The organism is Enterobacter sp. SLBN-59, from assembly GCF_024807915.1.
Taxonomy (GTDB): domain Bacteria; phylum Pseudomonadota; class Gammaproteobacteria; order Enterobacterales; family Enterobacteriaceae; genus Enterobacter; species Enterobacter asburiae_B.
In genome coordinates this window covers 1,534,138-1,558,910 of the sequence record NZ_JANUFI010000001.1, presented here as the reverse complement: position 1 = coordinate 1,558,910, position 24,773 = coordinate 1,534,138, and the positions used below count along the sequence as shown (strand labels likewise).

The 24,773-nt window shown below is 58.4% G+C and carries 25 protein-coding genes; 12 read left to right on the top strand and 13 right to left on the bottom strand.

All coding sequences use genetic code 11. From position 1 onward, the window contains the following. The 5 genes from iaaA to gsiD are packed head-to-tail and all read left to right on the top strand — an operon-like array spanning window position 1 to window position 6,223. Window positions 1-939: a beta-aspartyl-peptidase gene (iaaA, locus tag M2422_RS07400; protein WP_064672149.1), complete on the top strand. Its 939-nt coding sequence runs from the start codon at window positions 1-3 to the stop codon at window positions 937-939. 11 nt (window positions 940-950) lie between these two features. Next, the gene (gsiA, locus tag M2422_RS07395) at window positions 951-2,822 is read left to right on the top strand and encodes a glutathione ABC transporter ATP-binding protein GsiA (RefSeq protein WP_064672150.1); all 1,872 of its coding nucleotides are present in this window, start codon (window positions 951-953) and stop codon (window positions 2,820-2,822) included. A 23-nt stretch (window positions 2,823-2,845) separates the two neighbouring features. Next, on the top strand, window positions 2,846-4,384 hold the full coding sequence (gsiB, locus tag M2422_RS07390; protein ID WP_064672151.1) for a glutathione ABC transporter substrate-binding protein GsiB: 1,539 nt from the start codon (window positions 2,846-2,848) through the stop codon (window positions 4,382-4,384). Between the two features lie 5 nt (window positions 4,385-4,389). Then, window positions 4,390-5,310 (top strand): glutathione ABC transporter permease GsiC, encoded by a 921-nt coding sequence (gene gsiC, locus M2422_RS07385; RefSeq protein ID WP_023310911.1) that lies wholly within the window; start codon window positions 4,390-4,392, stop codon window positions 5,308-5,310. Window position 5,311: 1 nt separating this feature from the next. Next, window positions 5,312-6,223, top strand: coding sequence for a glutathione ABC transporter permease GsiD (gene gsiD / locus M2422_RS07380; protein WP_024908682.1), 912 nt, complete (start codon window positions 5,312-5,314; stop codon window positions 6,221-6,223). Window positions 6,224-6,337: 114 nt separating this feature from the next. Here gsiD and rimO read toward each other — a convergent pair whose 3' ends face one another. After that, window positions 6,338-7,663 (bottom strand): 30S ribosomal protein S12 methylthiotransferase RimO, encoded by a 1,326-nt coding sequence (gene rimO, locus M2422_RS07375; protein WP_039261460.1) that lies wholly within the window; start codon window positions 7,661-7,663, stop codon window positions 6,338-6,340. A 216-nt stretch (window positions 7,664-7,879) separates the two neighbouring features. Between rimO and bssR the strand changes: the two genes are divergently transcribed. After that, window positions 7,880-8,263, top strand: coding sequence for a biofilm formation regulator BssR (gene bssR, locus M2422_RS07370; protein WP_064672152.1), 384 nt, complete (start codon window positions 7,880-7,882; stop codon window positions 8,261-8,263). A 106-nt stretch (window positions 8,264-8,369) separates the two neighbouring features. Continuing rightward, window positions 8,370-9,488, top strand: a complete 1,119-nt coding sequence (locus tag M2422_RS07365) for a PQQ-dependent sugar dehydrogenase (RefSeq protein WP_064672153.1) — start codon at window positions 8,370-8,372, stop codon at window positions 9,486-9,488. Here the strand turns inward: M2422_RS07365 and M2422_RS07360 are convergent, their stop codons facing one another. Further along, window positions 9,489-10,115, bottom strand: coding sequence for a glutathione S-transferase family protein (locus tag M2422_RS07360; protein WP_064672154.1), 627 nt, complete (start codon window positions 10,113-10,115; stop codon window positions 9,489-9,491). A 239-nt stretch (window positions 10,116-10,354) separates the two neighbouring features. Here M2422_RS07360 and dacC point away from each other — a divergent pair, with 239 nt between their 5' ends. Beyond that, window positions 10,355-11,560 (top strand): serine-type D-Ala-D-Ala carboxypeptidase, encoded by a 1,206-nt coding sequence (dacC, locus tag M2422_RS07355; RefSeq protein WP_032661393.1) that lies wholly within the window; start codon window positions 10,355-10,357, stop codon window positions 11,558-11,560. A 96-nt stretch (window positions 11,561-11,656) separates the two neighbouring features. Here dacC and deoR read toward each other — a convergent pair whose 3' ends face one another. The 3 genes from deoR to M2422_RS07340 form a co-directional block, all read right to left on the bottom strand. Further along, window positions 11,657-12,415: a DNA-binding transcriptional repressor DeoR gene (deoR, locus tag M2422_RS07350; protein ID WP_008503427.1), complete on the bottom strand. Its 759-nt coding sequence runs from the start codon at window positions 12,413-12,415 to the stop codon at window positions 11,657-11,659. A gap of 67 nt (window positions 12,416-12,482) precedes the next feature. Then, window positions 12,483-13,091 (bottom strand): undecaprenyl-diphosphate phosphatase, encoded by a 609-nt coding sequence (gene ybjG / locus M2422_RS07345; RefSeq protein ID WP_039261467.1) that lies wholly within the window; start codon window positions 13,089-13,091, stop codon window positions 12,483-12,485. A gap of 7 nt (window positions 13,092-13,098) precedes the next feature. Beyond that, complete coding sequence (locus M2422_RS07340; protein ID WP_039261468.1) at window positions 13,099-13,827, bottom strand: phosphatase PAP2 family protein; 729 nt, start codon at window positions 13,825-13,827, stop codon at window positions 13,099-13,101. A 168-nt stretch (window positions 13,828-13,995) separates the two neighbouring features. On the opposite strand from M2422_RS07340, the gene M2422_RS07335 reads away from it, so the two are divergent. Then, on the top strand, window positions 13,996-15,228 hold the full coding sequence (locus tag M2422_RS07335; RefSeq protein WP_032661345.1) for an MFS transporter: 1,233 nt from the start codon (window positions 13,996-13,998) through the stop codon (window positions 15,226-15,228). A gap of 67 nt (window positions 15,229-15,295) precedes the next feature. Here the strand turns inward: M2422_RS07335 and M2422_RS07330 are convergent, their stop codons facing one another. Beyond that, window positions 15,296-16,108, bottom strand: a complete 813-nt coding sequence (locus M2422_RS07330) for a Cof-type HAD-IIB family hydrolase (RefSeq protein ID WP_064672155.1) — start codon at window positions 16,106-16,108, stop codon at window positions 15,296-15,298. Beyond that, window positions 16,098-17,312: an MFS transporter gene (locus M2422_RS07325; protein WP_048976812.1), complete on the bottom strand. Its 1,215-nt coding sequence runs from the start codon at window positions 17,310-17,312 to the stop codon at window positions 16,098-16,100. Before M2422_RS07325 ends, M2422_RS07330 begins: the two co-directional genes overlap by 11 nt. Before the next feature lie 81 nt (window positions 17,313-17,393). Here M2422_RS07325 and M2422_RS07320 point away from each other — a divergent pair, with 81 nt between their 5' ends. Continuing rightward, window positions 17,394-17,945, top strand: coding sequence for a TetR/AcrR family transcriptional regulator (locus M2422_RS07320; protein ID WP_033145035.1), 552 nt, complete (start codon window positions 17,394-17,396; stop codon window positions 17,943-17,945). On the opposite strand, the gene M2422_RS07315 is transcribed toward M2422_RS07320, so the two are convergent. The 5 genes from M2422_RS07315 to M2422_RS07295 form a co-directional block, all read right to left on the bottom strand. Beyond that, on the bottom strand, window positions 17,942-18,712 hold the full coding sequence (locus M2422_RS07315) for an SDR family NAD(P)-dependent oxidoreductase (protein ID WP_064672156.1): 771 nt from the start codon (window positions 18,710-18,712) through the stop codon (window positions 17,942-17,944). The two genes, M2422_RS07320 and M2422_RS07315, sit on opposite strands and share 4 nt — an antisense overlap. Window positions 18,713-18,830: 118 nt before the next feature. Then, the gene (gene arsC, locus M2422_RS07310) at window positions 18,831-19,262 is read right to left on the bottom strand and encodes a glutaredoxin-dependent arsenate reductase (protein WP_047061470.1); all 432 of its coding nucleotides are present in this window, start codon (window positions 19,260-19,262) and stop codon (window positions 18,831-18,833) included. A gap of 12 nt (window positions 19,263-19,274) precedes the next feature. Further along, window positions 19,275-20,564: an arsenic transporter gene (locus M2422_RS07305; protein WP_058842142.1), complete on the bottom strand. Its 1,290-nt coding sequence runs from the start codon at window positions 20,562-20,564 to the stop codon at window positions 19,275-19,277. Between the two features lie 40 nt (window positions 20,565-20,604). Beyond that, window positions 20,605-20,925 (bottom strand): metalloregulator ArsR/SmtB family transcription factor, encoded by a 321-nt coding sequence (locus M2422_RS07300; RefSeq protein WP_064672157.1) that lies wholly within the window; start codon window positions 20,923-20,925, stop codon window positions 20,605-20,607. A 254-nt stretch (window positions 20,926-21,179) separates the two neighbouring features. After that, window positions 21,180-22,865, bottom strand: coding sequence for an aspartate:alanine antiporter (locus M2422_RS07295; protein WP_029739442.1), 1,686 nt, complete (start codon window positions 22,863-22,865; stop codon window positions 21,180-21,182). 273 nt (window positions 22,866-23,138) lie between these two features. Between M2422_RS07295 and M2422_RS07290 the strand changes: the two genes are divergently transcribed. Then, window positions 23,139-23,513, top strand: a complete 375-nt coding sequence (locus M2422_RS07290; protein ID WP_033145040.1) for an inner membrane protein YbjM — start codon at window positions 23,139-23,141, stop codon at window positions 23,511-23,513. 30 nt (window positions 23,514-23,543) lie between these two features. Here M2422_RS07290 and M2422_RS07285 read toward each other — a convergent pair whose 3' ends face one another. Then, complete coding sequence (locus M2422_RS07285; protein ID WP_006809455.1) at window positions 23,544-23,813, bottom strand: GrxA family glutaredoxin; 270 nt, start codon at window positions 23,811-23,813, stop codon at window positions 23,544-23,546. 184 nt (window positions 23,814-23,997) lie between these two features. Here M2422_RS07285 and nfsA point away from each other — a divergent pair, with 184 nt between their 5' ends. After that, window positions 23,998-24,720, top strand: coding sequence for a nitroreductase NfsA (nfsA, locus tag M2422_RS07280; RefSeq protein WP_033145041.1), 723 nt, complete (start codon window positions 23,998-24,000; stop codon window positions 24,718-24,720). Window positions 24,721-24,773: the final 53 nt, after the last annotated feature.

Here is a 24,773-nt window from a genome sequence, read left to right as displayed (position 1 = left end):
ATGGTTAATGCGGTAATCGCAATTCATGGTGGCGCCGGGGCAATCACCCGAGCACAGCTCAGTCCCGAGCAGGAAAAGCGCTATATCGACGCGCTGTACGCCATTGTGGAAACGGGTCAGAAAATGCTGAAAGCGGGCGAAAGCGCGCTGGACGTGGTCACCGAGGCGGTGCGCCTGCTGGAAGAGTGTCCGTTATTTAATGCAGGGATCGGTTCGGTCTTTACCCGGGATGAAACGCACGAGCTGGATGCCTGCGTGATGGACGGCGTCACCCTGAAAGCGGGCGCCGTGGCGGGCGTGAGTCATCTGCGCAATCCGGTGCTGGCCGCGCGTCTGGTGATGGAGGCGAGTCCGCACGTCCTGCTCACAGGGGCCGGGGCAGAGGCGTTTGCCTTCGGGCACGGAATGGAACCGGTATCGCCGGATCTGTTTTCCACGGAGGAGCGCTATCAGCAGCTGCTGGAGGCTCGTTCGGCGGGCATGACGCAGCTTGACCATGCAGCGCCGCTTGATGAAACCACCAAAATGGGCACGGTCGGCGCGGTGGCGCTGGATAAGGCCGGAAACCTCGCGGCGGCGACCTCAACGGGCGGGATGACCAACAAGCTGCCCGGGCGCGTCGGCGATAGCCCGCTGCCGGGCGCCGGCTGCTACGCCAATAACGCGACGGCGGCGGTGTCGTGTACCGGCACCGGGGAAGTGTTTATTCGCGCCCTCGCGGCCTACGACATCACCGCGCTGATGGATTACGGCGGTTTAAGCCTCAGCGAAGCCTGCGAGCGCGTGGTGATGGAGAAACTGCCTGCCCTGGGCGGCGTCGGCGGGCTCATTGCGGTGGATCGTGAGGGCAACGTGGCTCTGCCATTCAACAGCGAAGGCATGTATCGCGCCTGGGGTTATGCCGGTGATGAACCGAGCACGGGCATCTATCGTGAATAAGGGGGCAGCGCGTGCCGCACAGTGAAGAACTGGACAACCGCGAAGTGCTGGCTGTCCATCAGCTCAATATTGCGTTTCAGGAAGAGCGGCAGTTCATCCCCGCAGTACAGAATTTATCGTTCACGCTCAGGCGCGGCGAGACGCTGGCGATTGTTGGCGAGTCCGGATCCGGTAAATCGGTCACCGCGCTGGCGCTGATGCGCCTGCTGGAACAGACGGGCGGGCAAATCAGCAGCGAGAAAATGCTCCTGCGCCGCCGTAACCGTCAGGTCATTGATTTAAATGAGCTGAGCGGTTCGCAGATGCAGGGCGTGCGCGGGGCGGATATTGCGATGATCTTCCAGGAGCCGATGACCTCCCTGAACCCGGTTTTCCCGGTCGGGGAACAAATCGCCGAGTCCATCCGCCTGCATCAGGGACTGAGCGGCGATGAAGCGCTCAAAGAGGCCCGACGGATGCTGGAGCTGGTGCGCATCCCGGAGGCGCAGGCCATTCTGGGTCGCTACCCGCATCAGCTTTCCGGCGGCATGCGCCAGCGGGTGATGATTGCCATGGCGCTCTCCTGCCGTCCGGCGGTGCTGATTGCCGATGAACCGACGACGGCGCTGGACGTGACGATTCAGGCGCAGATCCTGCAGCTCATTAAAGTGCTGCAGCAGGAGATGGAGATGGGGGTGATATTCATCACCCACGATATGGGCGTAGTCGCCGATATCGCCGATCGGGTGCTGGTGATGCACAAGGGCAGCGCGGTGGAAACCGGCCCGGTCGAGCAGATTTTTCACGCGCCCGTGCATCCTTACACCAAAGCGCTGCTGGCGGCGGTTCCGCGCCTGGGGGCGATGAACGGCAGCGATTTGCCGCGCAGCTTCCCGCTGATTTCTCTTGAGGCGTCTGAGCTACAGGAGGAGGATCGCGAGCAGGACACCGTGGTGCCGGGTAAGCCCATTCTGGAAGTGCGCGATCTGGTCACCCGTTTTCCACTGCGCAGCGGCGTACTGAACCGCGTTAAGCGCGAAGTGCACGCGGTGGAAAACGTCAGTTTCGATCTCTGGCCGGGCGAAACGCTGGCGCTGGTGGGGGAGTCCGGCTGCGGTAAATCCACCACCGGGCGCGCGTTGCTCCGTCTGGTGGAATCACAGGAAGGCAGCATTACCTTTAACGGCGAGCGCATTGATACCCTTCCGGACAGCAAGCTGCAGGCGGTGCGGCGGGATATTCAGTTTATTTTCCAGGATCCGTATGCCTCCCTCGATCCGCGCCATACGGTGGGGTATTCGATCATGGAGCCGCTGCGGGTACATAACCTGCTCGACGGCGAAGCGGCCCAGCTTCGCGTGGCCTGGCTGCTGGAGCGCGTCGGCCTGAAGCCGGAGCACGCATGGCGTTATCCGCACGAGTTTTCCGGCGGACAGCGGCAGCGTATCTGCATCGCCCGCGCGCTGGCGCTGAACCCGAAAGTGGTGATAGCCGATGAGTCCGTCTCGGCGCTGGATGTCTCTATCCGGGCGCAAATCATCAACCTGCTGCTGGATTTACAGCGGGATATGGGCATCGCCTTCCTGTTTATCTCGCACGATATGGCGGTGGTCGAGCGCATCAGCCATCGCGTGGCGGTGATGTTTATGGGGCAGATCGTGGAGATTGGGCCGCGAAGGGCGGTGTTTGAAAACCCGCAGCACCCGTACACCCGCAAGCTTATCGCGGCGGTCCCGGTTGCCGATCCGGCGCATCGTCACGGCCAGCGCGTGCTGCTGCAGGATGAAATGCCGAGCAATATTCATAAACGCGGCGAGGCCGTGGAGCGCGTGACGCTGCGCGAGGTCGGGCCGGGTCATTTCGTCGCTCCCCCGCGTCAGGACAACGCTTTTTCGCGGTTATAACTTACAACAGGCAGGAGAACACAATGGTTACATTTGTAGCGCGTAGATGGTTGTTAGCCGCGAGCGTGACGGCAGCCCTGGCCGCTGCCCCCGCGTTCGCTGCCAAAGACGTGGTGGTCGCCGTCGGCTCCAATTTCACCACGCTCGATCCGTATGACGCCAACGACACGCTCTCTCAGGCGGTGGCGAAATCGTTCTATCAGGGCCTGTTTGGCCTCGATAAAGAGATGAAGCTCAAAAACGTGCTGGCGGAGGGGTACACCGTGTCCGACGACGGGCTGGTGTATACCATCAAGCTCAGGACCGGCGTGAAGTTCCAGGACGGGACAGAATTCAATGCGGAGGCGGTGAAGGTTAACCTGGACCGCGCCAGCAATCCGGAAAATAGCCTCAAGCGCTATAACCTGTATAAAAATATCGCCAGTACAGAGGTGGTCGACCCGGCGACGGTTAAAATCACCCTGAAAGAGCCGTTCTCCGCGTTTATCAATATCCTGGCGCATCCGGCAACGGCGATGATTTCCCCTGCCGCGCTGAAGAAATACGGCAAGGAGATCGGCTTCCACCCTGTTGGCACCGGCCCTTACGAACTGCTCACCTGGAACCAGACCGATTTTGTGAAGGTGAAGAAATTCGCGGGATACTGGCAGCAGGGGCTGCCGAAGCTCGACACTATCACCTGGCGCCCGGTGGTGGACAACAACACCCGCGCGGCGATGCTGCAAACCGGCGAGGCGCAGTTTGCCTTCCCGATCCCGTACGAGCAGGCCGCCATTTTGCAGAAAAACAGCAAGCTGGAGCTGGTCGCCAGCCCGTCAATCATGCAGCGCTACATCAGCATGAACGTCACGCAAAAGCCGTTCGATAATCCGAAGGTGCGTGAAGCCATCAACTACGCCATTAACCGTCAGGCGCTGGTGAAGGTCGCCTTTGCCGGCTATGCCACTCCGGCCACCGGCGTGCTGCCGCCGGCGATCGCCTATGCGCAAAGCTATCAGCCGTGGCCGTACGATCCGGCTAAAGCGCGCGAGCTGCTGAAAGAGGCGGGCTTCCCGAACGGTTTCAGCACCACGCTGTGGTCCTCGCATAATCACAGTACCGCCCAGAAGGTGCTGCAGTTTACCCAGCAGCAGCTGGCGCAGGTGGGTATCAAGGTACAGGTCACCGCAATGGATGCGGGACAGCGTGCGGCAGAAGTGGAGGGGAAAGGGCAGAAAGAGAGCGGCGTGCGGATGTTCTACACCGGCTGGACGGCGTCGACCGGTGAGGCCGACTGGGCGCTGTCGCCGCTGTTTGCCTCGCAGAACTGGCCGCCAACCCTGTTCAACACCGCGTTTTACAGCAACCCGCAGGTGGACAAAGACCTGGCCGATGCCCTGAAAACCACCAAACCGGAAGAGAAGGCGCGTCTCTATAAAGACGCGCAGGATATTATCTGGAAAGAGTCACCGTGGGTGCCGCTGGTGGTGGAGAAACTGGTGTCAGCCCATAACAAAGCGTTGACCGGGTTCTACATCATGCCGGACACGGGCTTTAGCTTTGACGATGCGGATTTAAAATAAACCTCATGCTGAATTATGTTTGTAAACGCCTGCTGGGGCTTATTCCGACGCTGCTGATTGTGGCGGTCCTGGTGTTTTTGTTTGTCCATATGCTGCCGGGCGATCCGGCGCGTCTGGTCGCCGGGCCTGAGGCGGATGCCACCGTTATTGACCTGGTGCGTAAGCAGCTTGGCCTCGACCAGCCGCTGTATATGCAGTTCATCCATTACATTTGCAACGTTCTGCAGGGCGATTTTGGTATCTCGATGGTGTCGCGCCGTCCGGTGTCGGAGGAGATTGCCAGCCGCTTTATGCCGACGTTCTGGTTAACGATAGCCAGCATGAGCTGGGCGGTCGTGTTTGGGCTTGGCGCCGGGATTATCGCGGCCGTCTGGCGCAACCGCTGGCCGGACAAGCTCGGCATGGCGCTGGCGGTGACCGGCATCTCCTTCCCGGCGTTCGCGCTGGGAATGTTGCTGATGCAGATCTTCTCCGTCGAACTGGGCTGGCTGCCGACCGTCGGGGCCGATACCTGGAAGCATTACATCCTGCCTTCCATGACGCTGGGCGCTGCCGTGTCGGCGGTGATGGCCCGCTTTACCCGCGCCTCGTTCGTTGACGTGCTGAGCGAAGATTATATTCGCACCGCGCGGGCGAAAGGGGTCAGCGAGAAGTGGGTCATTCTCAAGCACGGATTCCGCAATGCGATGATCCCGGTAGTGACGATGATGGGGCTCCAGTTTGGTTTCCTGCTCGGCGGCTCGATCGTCGTGGAAAAGGTCTTCAACTGGCCGGGGCTGGGACGCCTGCTGGTCGACTCCGTCGAGATGCGCGACTACCCGGTGATTCAGGCGGAAGTCCTGCTTTTCTCGCTGGAGTTTATTCTTATCAACTTAGTGGTGGACGTGCTCTACGCCGCCATTAACCCGGCCATCAGGTACAAGTAAGATGCGATTGTTGAACTGGCGACGTCAGGCCGTTTTAAACGCCATGCCGGGGCTAAAACCGGACCACGTCCGCACCCCGTGGTCTGAATTCTGGCGGCGTTTCCGCCGTCAGCCGGTCGCGATGACCGCGGGGCTGTTTGTGCTGCTGCTGATTGCGGTGGCGGTGATTGCGCCGTGGGTGGCGCCGTTTGATGCGGAAAACTATTTTGACTACGACCGTCTGAACGACGGACCGTCGATGCTGCACTGGTTCGGCGTGGACTCCCTCGGGCGCGATATCTTTAGCCGCGTGCTGGTGGGGGCGCAGATCTCGCTTGCCGCCGGGGTGTTCGCGGTGCTGATTGGCGCGGCCATCGGTACCGTGCTGGGCCTCGTTGCCGGGTATTACGAAGGCTGGTGGGACCGCATCATCATGCGCATCTGCGACGTGCTGTTTGCTTTTCCCGGCATTCTGCTGGCGATTGCCGTGGTGGCGATCATGGGCAGCGGCATGGCGAACGTCATCATTGCGGTCGCGGTCTTTTCGATTCCGGCGTTCGCGCGGCTGGTGCGCGGCAATACGCTGGTGCTGAAACAGCAGACGTTTATCGAATCAGCCCGCAGCATGGGGGCCAGCGATGCCACCATCCTGTTCAGCCATATTCTTCCGGGTACGGTGTCGTCCATCGTGGTCTATTTCACCATGCGCATCGGCGTGTCGATTATTTCGGCGGCCAGCCTGTCGTTTCTGGGGTTAGGCGCGCAGCCTCCGACCCCGGAGTGGGGCGCGATGCTGAACGAGGCGAGGGCGGATATGGTGATTGCGCCGCACGTGGCGATCTTCCCGAGTCTGGCGATTTTCCTGACCGTGCTGGCGTTTAATCTGCTGGGGGACGGGCTGCGCGACGCGCTGGATCCGAGGATTAAGGGGTAGGCTTTTGCTTGCCCCTCACCCCGGCCCTCTCCCCAAAGGGGCGAGGGTGAAAAACCGCACCCAGCAGTCCCCTCTCCCCAGTGGGGAGAGGGTTAGGGTGAGGGGGAAAGGAGATTAAACCCGGCTACCCCACAGGTCATACTCGTCCGCGTTTTCAACCTTCACGCGAATGATATCACCCGGCTTGACGCTGGTTTCGCCGTTCAGGTACACCGCGCCGTCGATTTCCGGGGCGTCCGCCATGCTGCGGCCAATCGCGCCCTCTTCGTCAACTTCGTCGATAATCACCAGAATTTCGCGGCCCACTTTCTCCTGCAGACGCTCGGCAGAGATCTGCTGCTGCAGCTGCATGAAGCGGTTCCAGCGCTCTTCTTTCACCTCTTCCGGCACCTGGTCCGCCAGCTCGTTGGCGGTAGCGCCTTCAACCGGGCTGTACTTGAAGCAGCCTACGCGGTCCAGACGGGCTTCTTTCAGGAAGTCGAGCAGCATCTGGAAGTCTTCTTCGGTTTCACCCGGGAAGCCGACGATGAAGGTGGATCGCAGGGTCAGATCCGGGCAGATCTCGCGCCACTGCTTGATGCGCGCCAGCTGGCGATCAACGGATCCAGGACGCTTCATCAGCTTCAGGATGCGCGGGCTGGCGTGCTGCAGCGGGATATCCAGGTACGGCAGAATTTTGCCTTCCGCCATCAGCGGGATCACGTCGTCAACGTGCGGATACGGATAGACGTAGTGCAGACGCGTCCAGATACCGAGTTTAGACAGCTGTTCGCACAGGCCTACCATGCTGGTTTTCACCGGCTCGCCGTTGTGGAAACCGGAGCGGTGTTTAACGTCCACGCCGTAAGCCGAGGTGTCCTGGGAGATGACCAGCAGCTCCTTCACGCCCGCGTCGGCCAGACGTTTAGCTTCCGCCAGCACTTCGCCAATCGGACGGCTCACCAGATCGCCGCGCATGGACGGGATGATGCAGAAGGTGCAGCGATGGTTGCAGCCTTCGGAAATTTTTAAGTAAGCGTAGTGGCGCGGCGTCAGCTTCACGCCCTGCTCTGGCACCAGGCTCAGGAACGGGTTGTGCTTTGGTTTTGGCACGTAGTGATGAACATGTTCCAGCACCTGCTCGTAGCTGTGCGGGCCGGTGATCTCCAGCACCTTCGGGTGCACTTCGCGGATCTGGTCTTCTTTCGCGCCCAGACAGCCGGTAACAATCACTTTGCCGTTTTCCGTCAGGGCTTCACCGATGGCTTCCAGTGATTCCTGAACCGCGCTGTCGATAAACCCGCAGGTGTTCACGATCACCATATCGGCGTTGTCGTAGCTTGGCACCACGTCATAGCCCTCGGTGCGCAGTTCGGTCAGGATGCGTTCGGAATCCACGAGGTTTTTCGGGCAGCCCAGGGAGACGAAGCCGATTTTCGGCTGGTGCGTAACATTGCTCATAGGTTAAAAATTCATCAATTATGGAGTTATCAGGGCGGGATTTTACAGCGTATCGCGGGGGATTTATACACTCTTTGCAAGGCGGATGCGCCGGGCAGACGTTGTAACATTGTAAATAATGTTAATCAGTTAATAAAAATTGATCCCAGGCATTAAACTGTACAAAAAATGTACTTATCCTGATTATGCACAATGGCTGACAGAGGAGGAAAGAGCATGACCGTTGACAGACTAAAACGCGATCTGCTTAACAAGCTGATCAACGCCCGAATCGACCTGGCCGCGTACCTGCAGTTGAGGAAGGCAAAAGGGTATATGTCAGTCAGCGAAAGCGAACATCTGCGTGATAACCTGTTTGAACTTTGCAATTTCATGCGTGAAAAAGCACCGACCCTGAAGGCGGAATACGGCGAAAGTGAGCTGATCGCCCTGCGCCGCGCCGCTGAGGTACTTTCCATCGCTGGGGTATGTTTGATGAACGGACGCCACGACTGCCCGAATTTTATCGCTGTTAACGCGGAGAAGCTTGAAAACTGCCTGACCACGCTCTCTCTATGCATCATGTGCCTGAACGAGCACGAGAAGCTTGAACAGCACTGACCCAGGGGGAGGCAACTCCCCCTTCTGATTAAGCTTTTGTAAAAGTGGTAACGCGCCCGGATGCAGTGGCTAACCTTTATGCCATATGCCGATAAAGGAGTGCGTTATGCCTCGATCCTCGCTAATTTCCCTGCCTGCGCTGTTCATTCCGTTTTCGCTTCTTGCTGCCCCAGAGGCGGTCAAGGTCGAGGTGCTGCAAAACAAACTCGATCATCCCTGGTCTCTGACGTTTCTGCCGGACAATAAAGGCCTGCTGGTGACCCTGAAGGGCGGTCAGCTCAAACGCTGGCAGGCCGGAAAAGGGCTGTCCGATCCGATTGTCGGCGTGCCGAAGGTCTGGGCAAACGGTCAGGGAGGATTGCTGGACGTGGTCCTCGCCCCGGATTTTGAAAAATCACGCCGCATCTGGCTGAGCTTCGCCGAAGCCGGGAGTGACGGCAAGGCCGGAACGGCGGTGGGCTATGGCCGACTGAGCGACGATCTGACGCGCATTGAAGCCTTCCAGGTGGTGTTCCGCCAGATGCCGAAACTCTCCACCGGGAACCATTTTGGTGGGCGACTGGTGTTCGACGGCAAAGGCTCGCTCTTTATCGGACTCGGCGAGAATAACCAGCGTCCGACGGCGCAGGATCTGGATAAATTGCAGGGTAAAGTGGTACGCCTCACCGAAGACGGAAAAGTGCCGCCGGATAACCCCTTTGTGAATACCCCCGGCGCGCGACCCGAAATCTGGTCTTACGGCATTCGCAACCCGCAGGGGATGGCGATGAATCCCTGGAGCGACGCGCTGTGGCTGAACGAGCACGGTCCGCGCGGCGGGGATGAGATCAACATCCCGGAGAAAGGAAAGAACTACGGCTGGCCGCTGGCGACGCACGGCATTAACTATAGCGGTCTGAAAATTCCGGAAGCCAAAGGCGAGCACGTTGAGGGAACCGAAAAACCGCTGTTCGTCTGGAAAGTGTCACCTGCCGTGAGCGGTATGGCGTTTTACAACAGCGACGTCTTCCCGCAGTGGAAAAACAAGCTGTTTATCGGCGCGCTAAAGGAAAAGGACGTTATCGTGCTGAGCGTGGACGGCAATAAGGTCACGGAGGATGGGCGAATTCTCGGCGACCGGGATAAACGTATTCGCGATGTGCGGGTGGGGCCGGACGGCTATTTATACGTTCTGACCGACGAGACGGACGGGCAGCTGTTAAAAGTCAGCCCGTCCGGTGCGTAATCAGGTGACCGGGATCATTACCACGTTGCGGTACGCCGGGCGATCGCTCAGCTGTTTTAGCCAGCGCTCAAGATGAGGGCGCGGCGTCCACTTCAGGCCGAGGTTGGTCAGATTCCAGACGAACGGCGCCACGGCAATATCGCCCACGCCGAACGCCTCACCGGAGAACCAGGCGTGCTTCGCCAGTTCGTCATCCATCATCGCAAACAGGTTTTCACACGCATCCTGAGCGGCATGAATGGCAGGGTAGTCGCGCTCGGGTTCAGGAGTTCTGACTAACCCCATCAGGATCACGCGGTGGGTTGGCGATAGCGTCTGATTCGCCCAGTCCATCCACTTTTCACCCTGGGCGCGACGGGCCGGGCTTTCCACCCACAGGCGGCCCTGACCGTACTGGGCGGCAAGGTAACGGACAATGGTGTTGGATTCCCAAAGCGTCGCGTCGGTTTCATCATCGCGCAGCAGCGGCACCAGGCCGTTCGGGTTCATGGCCAGATAGTCGGCCTCTTTGTTCACGCCGAACGACATGCCGGCCATGATTTGATTGAACGGTAAATCCAGCTCCTCGAGCGTCCAGAGCACTTTCTTAACGTTGGTCGAGTTGTTCCTGCCCCAAAGCGTAATCATATTTACTCCTGATGAGATGTGAATCCGGGTCAGCTTTCGCATGGTGAGATAAACCTAACAATTACGCAACAGAAGACAAAAAAATCGTCTGAATCAAAGCGTATCTGAATGTTATTGCATAAACTTTAATAACTTTACCCTCGTTGGGTTTCTTTAACCGTTTTAGTGCGCTATTACTCATCGCTTCTTGCGACACGGTGATGTGACGTAATTTTTGAATGGACACTCGGGTGGCATTTATGACGCGTAAAATGACTTCTCTGCGCAGCCTTGCGACAGGCTCTGCGCTCCTTTTCCTGTTTGCACCAACGCTCTACGCAGCTGAACAGGCTGCGCCCGAAGCGCCGCCTGTGGATGCGCGCGCCTGGATCCTGATGGACTACTCCAGCGGTAAAGTGCTGGCGGAAGGCAACGCTGATGAGAAACTCGATCCGGCAAGCCTGACCAAAATCATGACCAGCTATGTGGTCGGCCAGGCGTTGAAAGCGGGCAAGATCAAGCTGGACGATATGGTCACCATCGGGAAGGATGCCTGGGCGACCGGCAACCCGGCGCTGCGGGGCTCTTCGGTGATGTTCCTGAAGCCTGGGGATCAGGTCTCCGTTTCCGATCTGAACAAAGGGGTAATTATTCAGTCGGGAAATGATGCGTGCATCGCTCTGGCCGATTACGTTGCCGGCAGCCAGGATTCTTTCATTGGCTTGATGAATGGCTACGCGCAGAAACTGGGCTTAACCAACACCACGTTCAAAACGGTTCACGGTCTGGATTCGCCGGGACAGTTCAGTACCGCGCGCGACATGGCGCTGCTGGGGAAAGCGCTGATCCACGACGTGCCGGATGAATACGCCATCCATAAAGAGAAAGAGTTTACCTTCAATAAAATCCGCCAGCCGAACCGCAACCGCCTGCTGTGGAGCAGCAACGTTAACGTGGACGGAATGAAAACCGGCACTACGGCGGGCGCGGGCTATAACCTGGTGGCCTCCGCGACCCAGGGCGACATGCGTCTGATTTCGGTGGTGCTGGGCACCAAAACCGACCGTATTCGCTTTAATGAGTCAGAAAAACTGCTGACCTGGGGCTTCCGCTTCTATGAAACCGTGACGCCGATTAAACCGGATGCCACGTTCGTCAGCCAGCGCGTCTGGTTTGGCGACAAGAGTGAAGTTAATCTCGGGGCGGGTGAAGGCGGCTCGGTGACCATTCCGCGCGGTCAGCTGAAAAACCTGAAGGCCAGCTATACCCTGACCGACCCGCAGCTTACGGCTCCGCTGAAAAAAGGCCAGGTGGTCGGGACGATTGATTTCCAGCTAAACGGTAAGTCGATTGAACAGCGTCCGCTGATTGTAATGGAGGCGGTGGAAGAGGGCGGCTTCTTCAGCCGGATGTGGGATTTCGTGATGATGAAATTCCACGGGTGGTTTGGCAGCTGGTTTAGCTAAGTTTTTTGCCGGGTGACGCTGCGCTTACCCGGCCTACGTTTTTTCTCCCTCTCCCTGTGGGAGAGGGCCGGGGTGAGGGCATCAGACCGCACCCCCTTAATACATTAACTTCACCTGCTGCGCCTTCGCGTGGGCCACGATCTCGTCGTCCGGGCGGCAGTCGCTGACGATGGCATCGAACTGCGCCAGCTCGCCCATTCTTGCCGAACGCACCTTGCCAAACTTGCTGTGATCGACCACCAGCACATGGTACTGCGCCGCGCTTAACGCCCAGTGCTTCACCGGTAATTCTTCCAGGTTAAAGCAGGTCGCACCCTGACGCACGTTGACGCCTGCGGCGGAATAAAACGCGATATCCGGGCAGAGATTGCTGAGCGTATCCTGCAGGTTGAGCGGCTTAAAGATGGCGTTGCTGGCGTGAAACTCACCGCCGCAGAGGATCACCCGGCACTCCGGTTTCTCCTGAAGCGCCAGAAAGGTGTTCAGGGAGTAGCACACGGCGGTAAAAGGGATGCTGCTGTCGATGGCTTCGATAATCCACGGCGTGGTGGTTCCGCAGTCAAAAAACAGCGTCTGGTGCGGCTGTACCAGTGAGGCCGCAAGCCGGGCGGCTTTGCGTTTCTCTTCCACCAGGCGCGTCTTCTGGTCGCTGATCAGATAATGGCTGGCGCTACGCGGCTCAAGCACAATATACCCGCCGAGCAGCACGACGGGCGCGCTTTCGCTGTTCAGATCCCGACGAATGGTCATCTCTGAGACGCCGAGGAGGTTGGCGGCTTCCTTAAGATGCAGCTTATCGCTGCGCTTCAGCGCCTGTAGCAGCTGAGCAATGCGGTCATCGCGACGTGTTTCCATAGTTCCTCGGGATAAAAAAGTGAACCCCCGCAGGGCGGGGGCTCAAGTGTAACCTGTCAGGTTGGGGTTAGTCACGTATCCAGCCTTTGCGGATCGGGATAGCGAAAATGGCGCGGTAGAGCGAAGACAGCGTGCGGTAAAGCGCTTCGCCAAAGAGGCTCCACAGGATAGCCGCGCTCACGCAGCCAATCAGCCCCACCAGGAAACCGCCCACCATATCCAGCGGCCAGTGAACGCCCAGGTAAACGCGAGACCAGGCGATAGCCAGGGCTGCCACCATCAGGACCGCACCGGACCACAGGCGATGCCAGAACAGGAAAGCCAGCGCGAAGGTAAAGATCACCGTTCCGTGATCGCTCGGGAACGAGTCATCCGGCGCGTGGTGCAGGAAGGTATAGCCGACGCGATCGACAAAAGGACGATCGTGCGGGAACGCATGGCCGAGAATGTAGCTGACCAGGACGCTTACCCCGAGCGCCATCGCGACTTTAATCACCAGCTGGCGCTGCGCCTTCACCTGGCTGCGGGGACCCCACAGCCAGAGAATCGCAGCCAGTGCAGGCACGATACTGATCAGATCTTTTGCCAGAAAGGTGGCAAAATCGATCGACCACTCAGGCGAGGCTGGCGTGGCGTTGATCAGATAAAACAGCTGATAATTCAGATTTTCTAACATAGCGTTATCACTCTTTAGCAAACCGGGTGGAAATAAGTCCGTAGACCACCACCTGGGAAAACCAGACCCACCACCCGGCCCACAGGTTGTGAGAGAAAAAATGCGCCCCGCGCATGACCTGGCCGTAGCCCATCGCCAGACCTAACACCACGCCCAGCGCGACGAAGCACCAGGCGAGACGCGGACGCTCGCGCCAGAAGGCAAAAAACAGCCCCATCACCATAAAGCCGCTGGATGCATGACCGCCGGGAAAACAGCGCCCCGGACCGCTGTCAGCAGGGACGGCGCTGAACAGGGGATAAGACATAGCCTTACCGCCATATTCCACCAGATCCCACGGGCAGCTGTGATGGCTCACGCTTTTCAGCACGCCTACCACCAGCGCGCCAACGCCCATCAGTAGCGCCGCCGTCACCAGCCTTGCGTTGCGCTTGTAGGCGCCGTAAAACAGCGCTACGGCACCTAAGCCGATGGCGATGTACTTCGCCAGGCGGTGGTTCAGCAGATCCAGCAGGTGGTCCTTCTGCAGCGGAAAGCTCTGCGTTGCCGCGTCATACCAAAAGCCGGTGATCCATCTGTCGAGCGCTTCACTGCGCGATAGCCACGTAAAGACCACGGCAAGGGCGATCAGTACGAAAAGCTGATAACCATAAAAGCGGGTCGGTAAGCGGTAAAGTCGTTTTGTCTTATTTGTCTGTAAGTTAGACAATTCTGAACGGCTGGAGGTGAGTGCCATAATTTGGGATCGTTGACGAGTAATCGCGCTATCATAAAAGTGTCAACTTAAGGAAACCTTAAACGAAGACGATATGTGCTTTATTTCTGTTTATCCTCGATAAATCACTATCTCGGGCTGCGGCATTTCATTAAACTCGTCGCGATTTTGTCATTATAAAGAGATTGCATGTTAAACCGTTCTTCTTCTGGTTCACGTCTGGGTCGTCAGGCGTTGCTTTTCCCTCTGTGTCTGGTGCTCTACGAATTCTCTACCTATATCGGCAACGATATGATCCAGCCCGGTATGCTGGCCGTTGTGGCGCAGTACAACGCGGGTATTGAGTGGGTGCCGACCTCCATGACCGCCTATCTGGCCGGCGGCATGTTTTTACAGTGGCTGTTAGGCCCGCTGTCGGATCGTATTGGCCGTCGTCCGGTAATGCTGACGGGCGTGGTGTGGTTCATCGTCACCTGTCTCGCCACGCTGCTGGCGCAAAACATTGAACAATTTACCCTGCTGCGTTTCCTGCAGGGGGTGAGCCTGTGCTTTATCGGCGCCGTGGGGTATGCCGCCATTCAGGAGTCGTTTGAAGAGGCGGTATGTATCAAAATTACCGCGCTGATGGCGAACGTCGCGCTGATCGCCCCCTTGCTCGGGCCGCTGGTGGGGGCCGCGTGGGTGCACGTTGCGCCGTGGGAAGGGATGTTTGTGCTCTTTGCGCTTCTCGCCGCCTTCGCGTTCTTTGGCCTGCACCGGGCGATGCCGGAAACGGCCACCCGCATCGGCGAGAAACTCTCGCTGAAAGAGCTGGGTCGGGATTACAAAGAAGTGCTGAAGAACGGCCGCTTTGTGGCGGGCGCCCTGGCGACCGGGTTCGTTAGCCTGCCGCTGCTGGCGTGGATTGCGCAGTCGCCGGTCATTATCATCAGCGGTGAAAAGCTCAGCAGCTACGAGTATGGCCTGCTGCAGGTGCCGATCTTTGGCGCGCTGATTATCGGGAACCTGGTGCTGGCACGCCTGACGTCACGCCGCACCGTGCGTTCACTGATTATCATGGGCGGCTGGCCGATTGCGGCAGGGCTGATTCTGGCTGCGGTGGCGACCGTCGCGTCATCCCACGCTTATCTGTGGATGACGGCGGGGCTGAGCCTCTATGCCTTCGGAATTGGCGTGGCCAACGCCGGGCTGGTGCGCCTGACGCTGTTTGCCAGCGAGATGAGTAAAGGCACGGTTTCCGCGGCGATGGGGATGCTGCAGATGCTGATTTTTACCGTCGGTATCGAGGTGAGCAAGCATGCCTACGCGATGGGCGGCAACGGGCTGTTCAGCCTGTTTAACCTCGCCAACGGCGCGCTGTGGGTTGGCCTGATGGTGGTGTTCCTGAAAGATAAACGCGTCGGGAACGCCCTGCAACCATAATCTTTTTTCCCTCTCCCCTTTGGGGAGAGGGCCAGGGTGAGGGGCGAGGGCGCCAGACCGCACGCGGTCAATTAAACGGCGCCTCCCCATCTAGCACCTTCTCAATCACGTCTAAAACGCCCTCATCGTTATTGTGCGGCGCTTCAAAACGCGCTGCCTCTTTGATGTGCGGTCTGGCATTCGCCATCGCAAAGCTGAACCCGGACTGGCGCAGCATCTCCACGTCGTTGCCGCTGTCGCCGAAGGCCACCACTTCGCTGTCGTCAATGCCCCAGCGCTTTTGCAGGATCCGCAGACCGTTAGCTTTGTGCACGCCGGGGATAATCAGGTCGATACTGTCGTGGCCGGTGGTGACGGGCACCATGATGTCGCTCAGCTTTTCATGCAGCAGCGCCTGAATTCGCGGAATTTCATCATCAGAGACGTTAAGCCCGAACTTGAAGAAAATATCGTTCAGGTTATCGAAATCGCTGACCATTTCGAGGCGGTGGTAATACTTCGCCGCGATATCCTTAAAGCCCTCGTCATAGCATTTCAGCGTGTATGCGCTGCTTTTCCCGCAGGCGATAATCTCAATGCCCGGAACCTCGTTTAACACGTTCGCGACGGTCTCGAAATGGGCTTTCGACAGTTCACCGTTAAAGACATCCTCACCTTCGCTCACGACCCAGCCGCCGTTTTCGGCGACGAACGCAATCTCATGCGCAATCTCCGGGAAAAAGGAGATCAGCTGGTAATACTGGTTGCCGCTGGCGACCACGAAGCGGATTCCTTGCGCCTTCATGCGGGCGTACTGCGCCAGAAAGCGCGGCCGATTATAGGTCTTGGCATCGCTCAGAAAAGTACCATCCATGTCGACGGCGATCAGTTTAACGCTCATATCCCTTCTCCAGTGTCGTTTGATTCGTTTCCGGCTTTGCCACCGCGCGCGCCACCAGCGCCGCGATGATGACTAACCCTAACACCACCAGCATGGCGCTGCGCAGCCCGTAGTGCTCGCCGAGGAAGCCGAGCAGCGGCGGCCCGACCAGGAAGGCGAGATAGCCCGTGGTTGCCACCACGCTGACGCGCGTCGGGGCATCCGGGCCGGTGTCGCTGGCGGCGGAAATGGTCAGCGGGAAGCCAAGTGATGCCCCCAGTCCCCACAGGATCACGGAAACGCCCGCAATCCAGTCCACGTCCACAAAGATGATCATCGCGATACCCAGGCCGCCGAGCAGGGCGCTGGCGCGCACCACCGCCACGCGGCTGTAGCGGTCGATAAACCAGCCGCCGGTGAAGCGCCCGACGGTCATCCCCAGCGTAAACCCGGCGTAAATCAGCGAGCCGGAGGTCGGGCTAAAGCCGTGACCGTCCACCATCAGCAGCGGCAGCCAGTCGTTGGCGGAACCTTCCGCGAACGCCATCGCCAGCACCACCACGCCGATCAGCATCAGCTGGAAGTCGCGGTAGAAGGGCAGCCCTTTTTCAGCCGAGTGCTGTTCGTCAGCGGAGTTTTTACCGGTGCCGTCCGGGATGGCCCGGATGCCGGTCAGGATCGGAATGATGCACACCAGCGCCGCCAGCAGGATATGCAGATTCGCGCTCACGCCGGTGGCCGTCAGCGCCATCCCCACGCCCGCACCGGCCAGCGTGCCAAGGCTGTAAAAACCGTGCATCATCGGCAGCACGGTTTTATTCATCTCACGTTCGACCGCCGCCCCTTCCACGTTGATGGCAACTTCCGCCGACCCAAAGCTGCCGCCAAATACCGTCAGGCCCAGGGCGAACAGCACCGGCGAGGCACACCACAGCGCCACGCTTAATATGCCCATCCCGAACACGGCAAAGCACATGGTGGTGCGGATCACCGCTCGCGTACCAAAGCGCTTTACCAGCCACGCGGAGCAGAGGATGCCGCTCATGGAGCCTATCGACAGGCCGAACAGCACGATGCCCATCTCGGCGGTAGAAACGGACAAAATATCGCGAATGGCGGGGGTGCGCGTGGCCCAAGAGGCCATCAGCAGGCCGGGAATAAAGAAGAACATAAACAGCGCCCACAGGCGTCGCTGCAGGGCTTTACGGGGAGAGGTCTGCGTCATTGGGGTAGCACCAGAAGTACAACAATAGCGACAACACTAGCAAGTTTGTGTACATTTGTACACAAACCACGTGAGGAATTTATGAGCAGACCACCGAACGATCCGCATCGCCGGGAGAAGATCCTGCAGGCAACGCTCGATACCATCGCCGAGCACGGCATTCACGCCGTCACGCACCGTAAAATCGCCACCTGCGCGGGCGTGCCGCTGGGGTCGATGACCTACTATTTCGACGGCATGGAGCCGCTGCTGGAGGAGGCCTTCACGTGGTTTACCCGGCAGATGTCGCAGCAGTACCGGGATTTCTTCGCCGGCGTCACCGGGCCGGAAATGGCGTGCGAATCTATCACCACCCTGATCCACAGCTCGCAGGTGACCACGCCGCACAACATGGCGCTGATGTATCAGCTCTACGCCTTTATGCACCGCAGCGCGGCGCTCAAAACGGTGATGCAGGACTGGATGAAAATGAGCCAGACCACGCTGGAGCAGTGGTTCGACCCGGTTACCACCCGCGCGCTGGACGCGTTTATCGAAGGGATGACGCTGCACTATGTCACCGACCGGGCGCCGTTAACCCGGGAGGAGATCCGGGCGATGGTGGGGAGAATTGCGGGCGAGGGCGGCCGCTAGGTTGCGCCCGCGGTCATATTGACGGTGGTTCCCGTCATAGCGCCTGCCGCATCTGAGGCCAGAAACGTAATCGTGTCTGCCACCTGTGCCAGCGTCGGCAGGCGATGCGTCAGGGTGCTTTGCGCGGCACCGCTGAGAAACTGCTCAACCGTAATCCCCATCGCCTGCGCCCGGGCGGCGAAAATGGCTCCCACATACGAACTCGCCTGCACCGCGTCGGCTATCGCGTGCGAACGCACGCACAGCACGCGAATATTTTGTGTCCCAAGTTCCGCCGCCAGCGCCCGGGTCAAGGCTTCCGTTCCCGCGCAGCCGACGATATGCCCGAGGTGGCCCGCGATCGTCATGTTCGCGGCAGGCGCGACGACGGTAATAATGACTCCACCATGCTCGCCGCCCATGCGGGACGACACGGCTTTCGCAATGTTAAAGTAGGCGGCCAGGAAGGGATCAAAACCCTGCCTGAACTCATCAAGCGTTAACGCCTCAAGGCGTTTGCCCTGATCGTGCATAAAGCCCGTGGCGTTGACGACGATATCAATGCGGGCAAGGTCGGGGAGCTGCGAGGAATCATCGAGTGCATCGAACATAAACGTGCTGGCAGACCCTCCGGCGGCGCGAATACGGCTGGCGACCTGCTCCAGCCTGGCGTGGTCGCGTGCGGCGAGGTACACATCCGCCCCTTCACGCGCCAGAGCGTGCGCCACTGAACTGCCGATGGCGCCACTTCCGCCGAAGATAACGGCGGTTTTGTTCTTAAAGCCCATAGCTGCATATCCTCACCAGGATTAACCCTCAGAAGTATGTGCCGGGTTTCGGCTGATGCAACCTGGCAGATGGGTGGGGTATGCGGCTGGAAGGCCTTACTGCGCCATTATCAACGGGTTACTTTGGCGATATTTTTTTGCCGCTGGCGTCCACGACGGCTTCACCATCTTCTTTCGTAAACGCCCCTTTCTGCACATCCGGCAGGATGTCGAGGACGACTTCAGACGGTCGGCACAGGCGGGTGCCCAGCGGCGTCACCACGATCGGGCGATTAATCAGGATCGGGTGCTGCAGCATAAAATCAATAAGCTGGTCGTCGGTGAACTTATCGTCGGCAAGGCCGAGCTGTTCATAGGGCTCCACGTTTTTACGCAGCAGATCCCGCACTGAAATGCCCATCTCGGCAATCAGGGTGGTCAGCTTATCGCGCGACGGCGGGGTTTCCAGATAAAGGATAATCTCTGGCTCCGTGCCGCTGTTGCGGATCATCTCCAGCGTGTTGCGCGAGGTTCCGCAGGCCGGGTTGTGATAAATGGTGATGTGGCTCATATCAGTGGCTCATTACAGTGTGAAGGAGAGACGTAGCGCCAGCGCGGCGAGCGTCACAAACAGGACCGGCAGCGTCATAACGATGCCCGTCCGGAAATAGTAGCCCCAGGTGATCGTCATGTTTTTCTGCGCCAGCACGTGGAGCCAGAGCAGGGTGGCGAGGCTGCCGATAGGCGTGATTTTCGGTCCCAGATCGCAGCCAATCACGTTGGCGTAAATCATCGCTTCCTTGATCAGTCCTGTCGCCGTACTGCCCTCGATGGAGAGCGCGCCAATCAGCACGGTGGGCATATTGTTCATTATGGATGACAGAAACGCGGTGATGAACCCGGTTCCCAGCGTGGTGGCCCACAGCCCGTGTCCGGCCAGGCTATCCAGTACGCCTGTGAGAGAGTCCGTCAGCCCGGCATTGCGCAGGCCATACACCACCAGATACATCCCCAGCGAAAAGATAACGATCTGCCACGGCGCGCCGCGCAGCACTTTTCCGGTGTTTATCGCATGTCCGCGTTTTGCGACAGCGAATAAAATCAGCGCGCCGACGGTCGCGATGGCGCTGACCGGAATGCCGAGAGGTTCAAGCACAAAGAAACCGACGAGCAGAAGGAGCAGGACGATCCAGCCCGTTCTGAACGTCGGGAGGTCGTGAATGGCCCGCGCGGGCTCGCGGAGTTTTGCCAGGTCATATTCCGGGGGGATTTCCTTGCGAAAGAACAGATGCAGCATCACCAGCGTTGCGGCAATCGCGGCGATATCTACCGGGATCATCACCGAGGCGTATTCGCTGAACCCCAGCTTAAAGAAGTCTGCCGATACGATGTTGACCAGGTTCGACACAATCAGCGGCAGGCTGGCGGTATCGGCGATAAAGCCCGCAGCCATCACAAACGCCAGCGTGGCCTGCTTGCTGAACCCCAGCGCCAGAAGCATGGCGATGACGATAGGGGTCAGGATCAGCGCCGCACCGTCATTGGCAAACAGCGCCGCCACGGCTGCGCCCAGCAGCACGATATACGTAAACAGCAATCGCCCGCGACCGTTCCCCCAGCGGGCAACGTGCAGCGCCGCCCACTCGAAAAAGCCGGACTCATCCAGCAGCAGGCTGATGATGATGACGGCAATGAACGTTGCCGTGGCGTTCCAGACGATATTCCACACGATCGGAATATCGTTAATGTGAATCACGCCGCTGGCCAGCGCCAGTACGGCGCCGATAGTCGCGCTCCAGCCGATACTGAGCCCTTTGGGCTGCCAGATGACCAGTACCAGCGTAAACAGAAAAATAGCCCCTGCCAGAAACATCTTCTACCCCGTTATATCTGTTTTTGTGAATGTGTTTTGCCTAGCACGAGCCTGAGAGTCGGTTTTTCAGCTTCATGCGCGTCTCTTCCCGCAGGCAGTTCCAGCTGTTGTCGATAACGGTTGCCGCCCATGCAGGCATGTTGGGAGACAAACGGTAATAGACCCACTTCCCCTCGCGACTGTCGATAACCAGCCCCGACTCGCGCAGCAACGCCATGTGGCGGGAGACCTTAGGCTGAGACTCGGTGGTTGCGGAGCAGAGATCGCAGACACATAGCTCGCCCGCTTCGCGGAGCAGCATGACGATGGCGAGCCGCGTTTCGTCGGAGAGGGTTTTGAAGAGCTGGAGTGGGTGGAGCATGGGCGATCCTGCAGGTGGAATGATTTATATATGTTTAATCATATATGTTTTGATTGCAGGATAGAAGCGGAGATGAGAGGTACGGGAATTTCAGGCAACAAAAAACCCATCAACCTTGAACCAAAACGGCGGGGTTGATGGGCTCCACAAATTGGGGACATCAAAGAAAAGCAGTGGCACTAGTTATGACTGCCCCCTGATAAAAAAGTTCTGCGCGTAACGAAAATAATTTTCACCACGCGCAAACTTAGGAGTTATCCGAGTCCCGGCCAGATGATAACGATCAGCGTACCCGCCAGGGTCAGCAGCACGTTAGCGATAGCGTACGTGCCCGCATACCCCAGCGCCGGGATGTTGCTGCGCGCGGTATCGCTGATGATTTCCATGGCCGGCGCACAGGTACGCGCGCCCATCATTGCCCCGAACAGCAGGGCGCGGTTCATGCGCAGCACGTAGGCGCCGAACAGGAAGCAGATCACCACCGGCACCAGGCTGACGATAAGTCCGGAAACCAGCATCTGCCAGCCGACGGCGCCCAGGCTGTGGCCGATACCGCTTCCCGCGCTTAAGCCGACGCCCGCCATAAACACCATCAGACCGAACTCTTTCACCATGTTCAGCGCGCCCTGCGGAATGTAGCCGAAGGTTGGGTGGTTGGCTCGCAGGAAGCCCAGCATGATCCCGGCGAACAGCAGCCCGGCGGCGTTACCGATGCCAAAACTGAAGTTGCTGAACTGGAAGGTGATCATCCCGATCATCAGGCCAACGATAAAGAAGGCGCAGAAGGCCAGCAGGTCGGTGACCTGGCTGTGAATGGAGATAAAGCCGATGCGGTCGGCAACGGTTTTCACGCGTCGCGCGTCGCCGCTGACCTGCAAAACATCGCCTTTGTTGAGCACGACGTTATCGTCGATTGGCATCTCAATCTGGCTGCGGATCACGCGGTTGAGGAAGCAGCCGTGGTCGGTCAGCTTCAGCTGCGCCAGACGTCGGCCCACGGCGTTATGGTTTTTCACCACGATCTCTTCGGTGACGATACGCATGTCGAGCAGGTCGCGGTCGAACACCTCTTTGCCGTTACGGAAACTCGGGTCGAGACGGGCGTGGGCGTCCGGGTAACCCACCAGCGCGATGTCGTCGCCCATCTGCAGCACCGCGTCGCCGTCCGGATTCGCCAGAATGCCGTTGCGGCGGATACGTTCGATATAGCAGCCCGTCTGGCGGTAAATCCCCAGCTCGCGCAGGTTTTTGCCGTCAGCCCATGCCACCAGCTCTGGCCCAACGCGATAGGCGCGGATCACAGGGAGATAGACTTTACGTTTGGAATCGGTATCGAGACCGCGCTCGCGCGCGATTTGCTGGGCGCTGGTCTGCAGATCCTGGTGCTGTAGTTTTGGCAGGTAGCGTGCGCCAACGATCAGGCTCACCAGACCAATCAGATAGGTCAGGGCATAGCCCAGGCTCAGGTGGTCGAGGGCGGTAGAAAGCTGCGCGCCGGCCATGCCGGAATGGCGCAGGGTATCACCGGCACCCACGAGCACGGGGGTGGAGGTCATGGAGCCTGCCAGCATACCGGCCGTTAACCCGATATCCCAGCCAAACAGTTTACCCAGCCCTAACGCGATCAGCAGCGCGCTGCCGACCATCACCAGCGCCAGCATCAGATAATTTTTGCCGTCGCGGAAGAAAATTGAAAAAAAGTTCGGTCCCGCTTCCACGCCAACACAAAAAATAAACAGCATAAAACCTAAGTTGAGCGCGTCCGTGTTAATGCTGAAGTGCTGCTGGCCTAATAATAAGGAGACGACTAAAACGCCAATGGAATTACCAAGTTGAACTGAACCCAGGCGCAATTTACCCAGGCAAAGGCCCAGCGCCAGTACCACAAATAATAACAGGATGTAATTCCCATTTAACAAGTCTGCGACGTTTATATTCACGGAGGCTAACTTCTTGTTTACCAGTAAGTTGTTGAATGAAAGGACTATTTGGGCTACTGTTTTCTGAGCCAGGGAACGCGTTCAACCCTCCCTGTTACCTAATTTATTCCCTAAAACATTAGCTGGCCGATAGTTTAATCGTATTAGCTACTGACAGCTACCTATTATCGCATCACCCTGTGCGTACTTTGGCAAGGATTGCCGCACTGCTTTATCTGACTGGGCGTCTACCCGACGAAGGTGTATTTGATAGAGATAAGTCAGGAGGATAGTTTGAACATTAAACGAAACTGGGCGGGGGTGATCAGCTGCTTTTTGCTGTTTACCGTCGTGTGCATGTCGCTCGCTTTTAATGTGAAGGGGGCATTCAGGGCTGCCGGACACCCGGAGCTGGGGCTGCTCTTTTTTACCCTGCCGGGAGCGGCAGCCAGTTTTCTTTCCCGTAAAGGGGAGGTGGTCAAGCCGCTTATTGGCGCAATGCTGGCGGCACCGCTGTGTCTGCTGCTGATGCGCATGCTGTATGTGTCAACGCGAAGTTTCTGGCAGGAGATGGCGTGGTTGCTGAGCGGCGTCTTCTGGTGCGCCCTTGGCGCGCTGTGCTATTTGTTTGTGTGCAGCCTGATTAAGCATCGACGGCACCACAAATAAAAACGCCCTCCGGGTGAGGGCGTCTTCGCATTACTGGGCGGCAAACAGGCCCAGATGCTCTTTGGCGTAAGCTTCAAAGTCAGTGCAGCCACCGATGTGTTTCTGATCGAGGAAGATCTGCGGTACGGTTTCAACCGGCTTACCGACGGTTTTTTCGAGATCCGCTTTGGTGATGCCTTCCGCGTGGATATCCACGTAGCGGAAGTTGAAGTCATCGCGCTCTTCGGTCAGTTTCTCAGCCAGCTCTTTCGCGCGCACACAGTAAGGGCACCCTGGACGACCAAAAATTACTGCAAACATTTCTCTCTCCTCAAAAAACAAGCCTGACGGCGAATAGGACATATAGTGCCCGATAACCTGCCGCCATTAAAGAAGGTTTCGCCTGTCGCTTTGATACAGTAAGGCTATGTTTCGCCAATTACACCGCGCAAATCATTGCCTATACTGGCTGCCATACGGTTTAAGCAAGACAAAGAGAGACAAGATGACGCCAACCATAGACCTGCTCACATCCCACCGTTCCATTCGCCACTTCACCGACGAGCCGATTACCGAGGCGCAGCGCGAAGCGATTATTAACAGCGCCAGAGCGACCTCCAGCTCCAGCTTTCTGCAGTGCAGCTCGATTATCCGCATTACCGACCCGGCCATGCGTGAACAGCTGGTCGCGCTGACCGGCGGACAGAAGCATGTGGCCCAGGCCGCGGAGTTCTGGGTGTTCTGCGCCGACTTTAACCGCCACCTGCAGATCTGCCCTGAGGCCGAGCTGGGGCTGGCCGAACAGCTGCTGCTGGGCGTGGTGGATACCGCGCTGATGGCGCAAAACGCCTTTACGGCGGCGGAGTCGCTGGGATTAGGTGGCGTCTACATCGGCGGCCTGCGTAACAACATTGAAAGCGTGACCGAGCTGCTGAAGCTGCCAAAACACGTCCTGCCGCTGTTCGGCCTGTGCCTCGGCTGGCCGGCGGATAACCCGGATCTGAAGCCGCGCATTCCTGCCGCCATGCTGGTGCACGAAAACCACTACCAGCCGGTCGATCAGGACGTCCTGAATCAATATGATGAAGAGTTGGCGAACTACTACCTGACGCGCGGCAGCAATAACCGTCGCGATACCTGGACTGACCATATTCGTCGCACCATCATTAAAGAAAACCGACCGTTTATTCTTGATTACCTGCACAAACAGGGCTGGGCGACGCGATAGTCCATTCCGCCTGCGCCTGCCTGCGTATATGATATGCAGGCTTTTTCCATGTC